7 protein-coding genes are annotated in these 6376 nt (G+C 61.2%); 5 read left to right on the top strand and 2 right to left on the bottom strand.

Annotated elements, in window-relative coordinates:
- The 5 genes from WB528_RS05720 to WB528_RS05700 all read left to right on the top strand — a co-directional run.
- Positions 1 to 864: alpha/beta fold hydrolase (locus WB528_RS05720; RefSeq protein WP_423887458.1), on the top strand; the 864-nt coding region annotated here is incomplete at its 5' end.
- A 214-nt stretch (positions 865 to 1078) separates the two neighbouring features.
- Positions 1079 to 2533 carry a hypothetical protein gene (locus tag WB528_RS05715; RefSeq protein WP_423887457.1) on the top strand — a complete coding sequence of 485 codons (1455 nt, stop codon included), beginning with the start codon at positions 1079 to 1081 and terminating at the stop codon, positions 2531 to 2533.
- On the top strand, positions 2526 to 3362 hold the full coding sequence (locus WB528_RS05710) for a hypothetical protein (RefSeq protein WP_423887456.1): 837 nt from the start codon (positions 2526 to 2528) through the stop codon (positions 3360 to 3362). Before WB528_RS05715 ends, WB528_RS05710 begins: the two co-directional genes overlap by 8 nt.
- 3 nt (positions 3363 to 3365) lie before the next feature.
- Positions 3366 to 4394: a hypothetical protein gene (locus WB528_RS05705; RefSeq protein ID WP_423887455.1), complete on the top strand. Its 1029-nt coding sequence runs from the start codon at positions 3366 to 3368 to the stop codon at positions 4392 to 4394.
- Between the two features lie 13 nt (positions 4395 to 4407).
- Positions 4408 to 5475 carry a hypothetical protein gene (locus WB528_RS05700; protein ID WP_423887454.1) on the top strand — a complete coding sequence of 356 codons (1068 nt, stop codon included), beginning with the start codon at positions 4408 to 4410 and terminating at the stop codon, positions 5473 to 5475.
- 59 nt (positions 5476 to 5534) lie between these two features.
- Here the strand turns inward: WB528_RS05700 and WB528_RS05695 are convergent, their stop codons facing one another.
- The gene (locus WB528_RS05695) at positions 5535 to 6062 is read right to left on the bottom strand and encodes an antibiotic biosynthesis monooxygenase family protein (RefSeq protein ID WP_423887453.1); all 528 of its coding nucleotides are present in this window, start codon (positions 6060 to 6062) and stop codon (positions 5535 to 5537) included.
- Positions 6063 to 6095: 33 nt separating this feature from the next.
- A partial coding sequence (locus tag WB528_RS05690) for a hypothetical protein (protein WP_423887452.1) occupies positions 6096 to 6376 on the bottom strand: 281 nt, incomplete at its 5' end.

The following is a 6376-nucleotide window of genomic DNA, read 5'->3' as shown; positions in this document are numbered from 1 at the left end:
GCCCCGCTCCGCGCCGAGTCTCCTTACATCCCCCCACTGCCTGAATTGAAATTCGCCGAGATCCCGGCTGGCTCGCGCGCCAACTATCTCGGCGACCGCTGGAGCTACATGGAGGCCGGACGATCAGATGCGCCCGCGCTCGTCCTGCTCCACGGTGTCGGCGCCAACTCGATGCATTGGCGCTATCAGCTTGCCGGACTTTCCGACCGCTATCACGTCGTCGCCTGGAACGCGCCGGGATACATCTTGTCCGATGCGTTGAAGACCGACAATCCGGATTGCAAGACCTTTGCGGACGCGCTGAACGACTTCCTTACGGCGTTGAAGCTCGATCGCGTCAACCTCGTTGGCAATTCTTTCGGCAGCCGCGTCGCGCAATGCTTCGCGCTGCATTATCCCGGGCGTGTCATCAAGCTCGCCATGACCGGGACCGGCATCGGTCCGAACGGCCTGAGCGAGGAGAAAAAGAAGGAGATCATTGCCACGCGCGAGGCGCAGATCGCCAAGGGCGGATTTGCCTTCGGCGCACGCGTCAATGCGCTGCTTGCCGCCAATGCCTCGCCACAGACCGTCGAACTGGTGCGCAAAGTCGTCCGCGCCACCAATCCGCGCGGCTTCATGGATGGCGTCAAGCTCGGACTGGCCGATGGCTATAGCCCCGAGGAGGTCGCACCGAAATTGACCTTTCCGGTGCTGCTGATTTCCGGACGTGAGGATCGGGTCAATCCGGTCGACAAAAATGCCGCCATTCTGGTGAAGGCCCTGCCGCAAGGCCGGCTGGAAATTCTCGACGGCGCGGGCCATCTGCCGGAAGTCGAACTTCCCGACACCGTCAACAGGCTGCTGCGCGACTTCTTCGGCTGAACGACCGTTGGATCGGCCTTTAACCATGACCCGGCGGCAAAACCCGCCCACAGCCGAACTGTGTCTCGGCCGCCTTGGATAAACCGCCTTCGGCCCGACAAAGTCGAGCGCCTAAAATCATCGGGAGGAGCGCTGACCGGTGCGGACAAGGGCGTTTAATCCGTGATAATTCCGAATCAGGCCGTCATCCCCTCATCAGCAGGCTGAAGATATCGTGAGCGTTCCCGGAACCCGCCCGTCAGCGATCGCGCGCATCCGGGCCCTGTTGAGTCAGCCTGCCCATCACTATCGTCCGGCCACCACGGTCTTTCTCGACCTGAACGTCGATCGCGTCGCCGACGAATTCGGCTTGGTCGCGCTCGGTCACGAGCGCGGGGCGGAAAATCGGCCGACATCCGACGCGCAGACACTCGACGACGTCGAACACAAGATCGTCGAACGCATCGAGGCCCACAAGCAGGATGCCAACGTCATCTATCTCGACCAGCTTCATACCTATGATGAGAGGCTGAACGCACTAAGTTTCGAGGAACGCTTTGCCACCATCCAGCAGGCGGCGCCGGAGGCGGTCGGCGACTTTCGCGCCGAGGCCACCGTCGGGCGCGACGAACTCTTCGTTTTGCGTCGTCGCCTCAACGAATCCGAGATCGAGCGCGAGCAATTTCGCAAACGCCACCGCATCGAGCGCCCGGCGCGACTGGCAAGCCCAGGCAAGATCATCCTGAAGGCCGGCATTCTGGCGATCCTGTTCATCATCGAAGTCGTGATCAACGGAAGCTTTCTCGCCAAGGCCAATCTCGGCGGCCTGTTGGGTGGCGCGGTGCAGGCGGTGACCTTTGCCGCGCTCAACATCATCGCCAGCTTTTTCTGGGGCTTGGTGCTGATCCGGCTCGTCAATCGCCGAAACTATTTTCTCAAGCTGATTGGCGTCTTGTCTTTCCTGGCTTATCTCGCCTTTGCGATCGCGCTCAATTTGACGCTGTCGCATCTGCGGGAGATTCCGCCTGCCGTCAGCCTCAGCGACAACGTCGGACAAGAGGTGCTGCACCGGCTCCTGACCGCGCCTTACGCGCTCACCGACGTCAATTCCTGGCTTCTGTTCGCCCTCGGTTTTGTCTTTTCGCTGATTGCGATGGCGGACGGCCTGATGTTTTTCGATCCTTACATGGGCTACGCCGGCCTTGAGCGGCGGTGGATCGAGGCGACCCGGCAATTTGCCGATGCGCGCGGCGAACTGATCGAGCGGCTGCGCGACATTCGCGAGGATGCCACCGAAGCCATGAACGAGGCGGCACGCGACCTCTCGGTCCGGCGCAGCGAATATGATTCGCTGTTGCAGGGCCGCCTTCGCCTCGCCCAGCGCTTCGACCAGCATCAGAACCAGATCGAGCAAACCAGCCGCGCCTTGCTCGAGATCTACCGCGAGGCCAACCGCAAGGCCCGGTCGGCGCCGGCCCCTGGCTATTTTGCCAGACCCTACAGCATGGAGCGGATCAGCTATGCCGGCGGGGAGCCGAACACGAGCGCACGCGAGAATTTGCGCACCATGATCGCCGAGACCCAGGAGTTGTTGAGCCAGCAGATCAAGGCCATTCACGAGGCGTTCGACCAGGCGGTGAGGACCTATCGCGAGATCGACGAATTGTTGCCGGAGAAGAAGAGTGGCTAGACGCCGGCCAAGGCAACGCAGCTCATTCACGCTCGGCTGGTCGGGTTTTGGCGGCGTGTTGCTGTTGCTGCTCGCGATCGGCTCCGGCGGCGCGCTCGCCTACTTCTATTTCGCGGCACCCGAGCGTCCGGTTCTCGACCCGCACACACTTTGCCCGGTCGACGGCCCCAAGGGAATTACCGTCGTGCTGGTCGACACTTCCGACGACCTGCCGGAGACGACGCGGCGCGAGGTGCTTGGCCAGCTCGACGACATGATCACGACGTTGCCGCCTTTCTACAAACTCGACATCCGCGTTCTCGATATTCCTGGCGTGCGCAGCCGTTCGCTGTTCTCAAAATGCAATCCCGGCGACGGCGCGGGCTTGAGCGAATGGACCGACAATCCACGAATCGCACGGCTGCGCTGGATCGGGGATTTCCGGAAACCCGCCGCCGAAGCCGTGAAGAGCAGTATCTCTTCGGCGAATTCGGCCAGTTCGCCGATCATGGCCGCGATACAGGACATCGCCATCGGCGAATTCTCCAGCGTCGCGAGCGAAAAAGCGCGAAAGACGCTCTATATTATTTCCGACATGATCGAATATACCAAGGACTACAGCCAGTACCCGCGCGCGGGCGACCTGTCGTTCCAGCGCTACAAGCAATCGCCGGCGTACTTGAAGTTTCGCACCGACCTGCACGGCGCCACCGTCATTCTCCGCTACGTGACCCGGCAAACGGGGAGCCAGCAGATCGTGGACGGCACCAAGCACATGGAGTTCTGGAAAGCCTGGATCGAGGACAACCGGGGCCTGTTCGGCGGCGTCAAGCGGCTACAGGGGGCCTGAAGCATGGCGGTGTACGATTACAAACCTCATTTGCCGCCCGGACTCGTAAATGGGCTCGTGTTCTTTGCTGTCGTCGTCTTTGGCAGCGGTTACATCATTTTCTCGAAACTGCACGATTTCGGCGCACTCGCAGCAACGGCCGTCCCGGTTCTGATCATGATCGGCTATGCGGCATTGCTCGGGGCGCGGCTGTTTCGCCTGCGCGACGACCAGTCCGGCGATAACCTCTACTACATGGGGTTCCTGTTCACGCTGACGAGTCTCGCTGTCTCGCTCTATCAGTTTTCGTCGGCGGGTTCGGCGGAGCAGATCGTGCAGAATTTCGGGATCGCGATTGCCTCGACCATTGCCGGCATCACCTTGCGAATCATGTTCAACCAGATGCGGCGCGACCCGGTCGAGACCGAGGCCACTTCGCGGCTGGAACTGGCCGAAGCCTCACGTCGGGTAAGGCGCGAACTCGAAAGCTCGATTCTCGAATTCGGCTATTTCCGGCGCATGACTCAACAATCCATTGCCGACGCGCTGGATGAGGTGCGGGAGAGCATCGGCAAGGCGCATCAGCAATTTGCCGGCGAACTGGAGAAGCTGGCGACCAATGCCAGCACGCCGTTCGAGGAGTCCTCCCGGATTTCCGGCGCAACGCTATCGAGCCTGAACCAGCGGACCGCCGAAGTCATGGAAATATCCAGGCATCTGGTTCAGGAAGGCGAAGAGCTCGCCAAAAACACCACGAGCATCGTGCGATCGATCGATGCGCTTTTCGCGCGCCTCACTGCGCACCAGACCTCCGAAGAAGCCATTGGAACCCAGCTGGTTCCGATGATCGAGCGCCTGACCGAAGCGGTCGATGCGCTGAACGACAACGCACAAACGCAGGCCAGGAGCGCCGAGATCAATTTGCGGCACGCTCAAGGCGTCGTCATCGCCATGAAGGAATTAATGATCGAGATACACGCCACAAAACGGGGTATCATCCCGCGCGCGCTGGGCTTCATGACGCCGCGGTCGAGCGACAATCCGAGAAGATAGAGTTCAGGTCAGGATGGAAGGGCAGATACTCGAACAGCGGTCGTCGTACCGGCGGGGCCTCGTGCTCGGCCTCACCATGGCCGAGATCATGGTCCTTCTGGTGTTTTGCCTCTTGATCGCGATGGCGACTTTCCTGAAGCGCGAGGAATCCAGGCGCGTCATCGCCGAACAGGAGCTGAAGGAAGAGAGGGCACAAAACGAGCACATCCGCGAGGTGGTGAACTCGCTGAGCAAGAGCGCGGCCGTCGCCGAAAAGGTCGAAAACCTCTCGGGTCTGAGCGATCCGCAGGCGATCGACCAATATTGGCGCGAACTGGTGGATAGCCGCAGCGTCGTCAAGGAGATCGAAAAGAGCCTGAGCGTCAAGGAGCTGCGCGAAAGCCTCGCCAATATCACGGCCTTGCGCGCCAACGGCATCGACGTCGACAAGGCCATTCATGACGCGGAGATCGTCGGCGCCATCAATCGCGCGATGACCAAACCTGGCGACCCGCCGGTATCTGCGCAAGCCGTGCTCGATACGCTCGCGCGGGGCACGGCCCAAGGCGCCGGTGGTCATCAATGGCCGCCGATCATCCGGATGAGCGAGGCCGATGGCTATTTCTTCAAATCCGGAAGCGCGGAGTTGTCGCCATCTTTCCAGGAAGCGCTGATCACCAAGACTCCCGGCGAAATTCTCAATTATATCCGCAAATACGACGTCGATATCATCGAGGTCGTCGGCCATACCGATGAGCGGCCGATCGGCGTGCGCCAATATTCCAACCTCGACCGGGACCTGTTGCCGGTCCTGAAGAACGACGCCGGGGTCGTCAGTCTTGTGCCCGCGGATAATGCCGGGCTCGGCCTCGCGCGCGCGGTCGCGGTAGTCAGCGTGCTGCGCCAGAGCCCGCTCCTTGCCGGATATAAATTGATCCCGCTGTCGGGTGCGCAACTCGTCAATACCGACGAGACGCTCGCGATATCGGGTTCGCCCGGCGACATTCAGCAACGCCGCCGGATCGAAATCCGGCTGCGAAAATCCTCGAGCGCCGAGGCGACCGCCAGCATTCCGCCTTCGGCCTCCGTTGTGCCGCGTTAGTTCGCCCGGGAATTGGGCAGCGCTTAATCGCCGACGCCCTCGGCGCACAACTCGCCGGTCTAACGGCGTTGCACCGGCGGATATTTCTGCGGCGCCTCGGCCCGTTCGTACATCGAGTAATCGCGAATGATCTCGAAGGTCTTGGTGTCGTGCGGCGCCTCTTGCTTCGCCGGCTCGTCCTCGGAAAGCACAAGGAATTGGCTCTGCCGGTAGACGCTTTTGAAAAGTTCGCCGGCCGGCTTGACGGGCTCGGCATCGTGATAGGAAACCCAGAGCTGACGCGCCCTCGAGGCGGCTGGCGGATCAATGGCGCGTCCGATCCGGATTCGATAATCCCTGAAGTGCTGCTCGCGTCCTGCGCGCTGGATGGCACGATGCTGGGCGTTCTGGCGCCAGCGGGTGAGAGCTTCTTCGTCTACCCACCATTGATGCGAAAGGATGACCTCCGGTCTGTCGGCGCTGATATAGCGATCGATGAACAGCACGCCGCCATTGCGCTCCAACTCCGGCTTCAGGCCGGCCGCCAGCTCGAAATAGCTGGATGCGTGACCGTCCATCGGGATCACTTCAAAAAACAACCCAATCATGGACCTTGCCCTTTTGTGGACTCCTTGCCGGCCCTACTGGCAGATCTTGCCGTCGCAGTGCTGAGTGCACCAGGCGTGGCTGTCGGCGTCGGGATAGCCGAGATGATGTCCGTTCTTCCGGCACTGCTCGTAGGTGTGAGCGATCGGGATGCGGATCATCTTGCCCTGGGCATCGGGAAACATCACGGTCTCCTCTGCCCAAACGGCGTGGCCGCTCCCCAGGAGCAGAACCGCAACAGCAACGGACCGCAACAAGGCTTTCATGACATTTCCCCTCCAATTGTGTGCACCGACCCGGGCATTTTGCGCCGGCT

It is taken from the genome of Bradyrhizobium sp. (assembly GCF_049586575.1).
In the GTDB taxonomy this organism is placed as follows: domain Bacteria; phylum Pseudomonadota; class Alphaproteobacteria; order Rhizobiales; family Xanthobacteraceae; genus Bradyrhizobium.
Note: the sequence above shows the minus strand (reverse complement) of the source record. Positions and strands in the feature narration are given on the sequence as shown.

Coding starts and splice junctions, on each gene's coding strand:
- WB528_RS05705 (WP_423887455.1), top strand. CDS start 3,366: ATGGCGGTGTACGATTACAAACCTCATTTGCCGCCCGGACTCGTAAAT.
- WB528_RS05700 (WP_423887454.1), top strand. CDS start 4,408: ATGGAAGGGCAGATACTCGAACAGCGGTCGTCGTACCGGCGGGGCCTC.
- WB528_RS05695 (WP_423887453.1), bottom strand. CDS start 6,062: ATGATTGGGTTGTTTTTTGAAGTGATCCCGATGGACGGTCACGCATCC.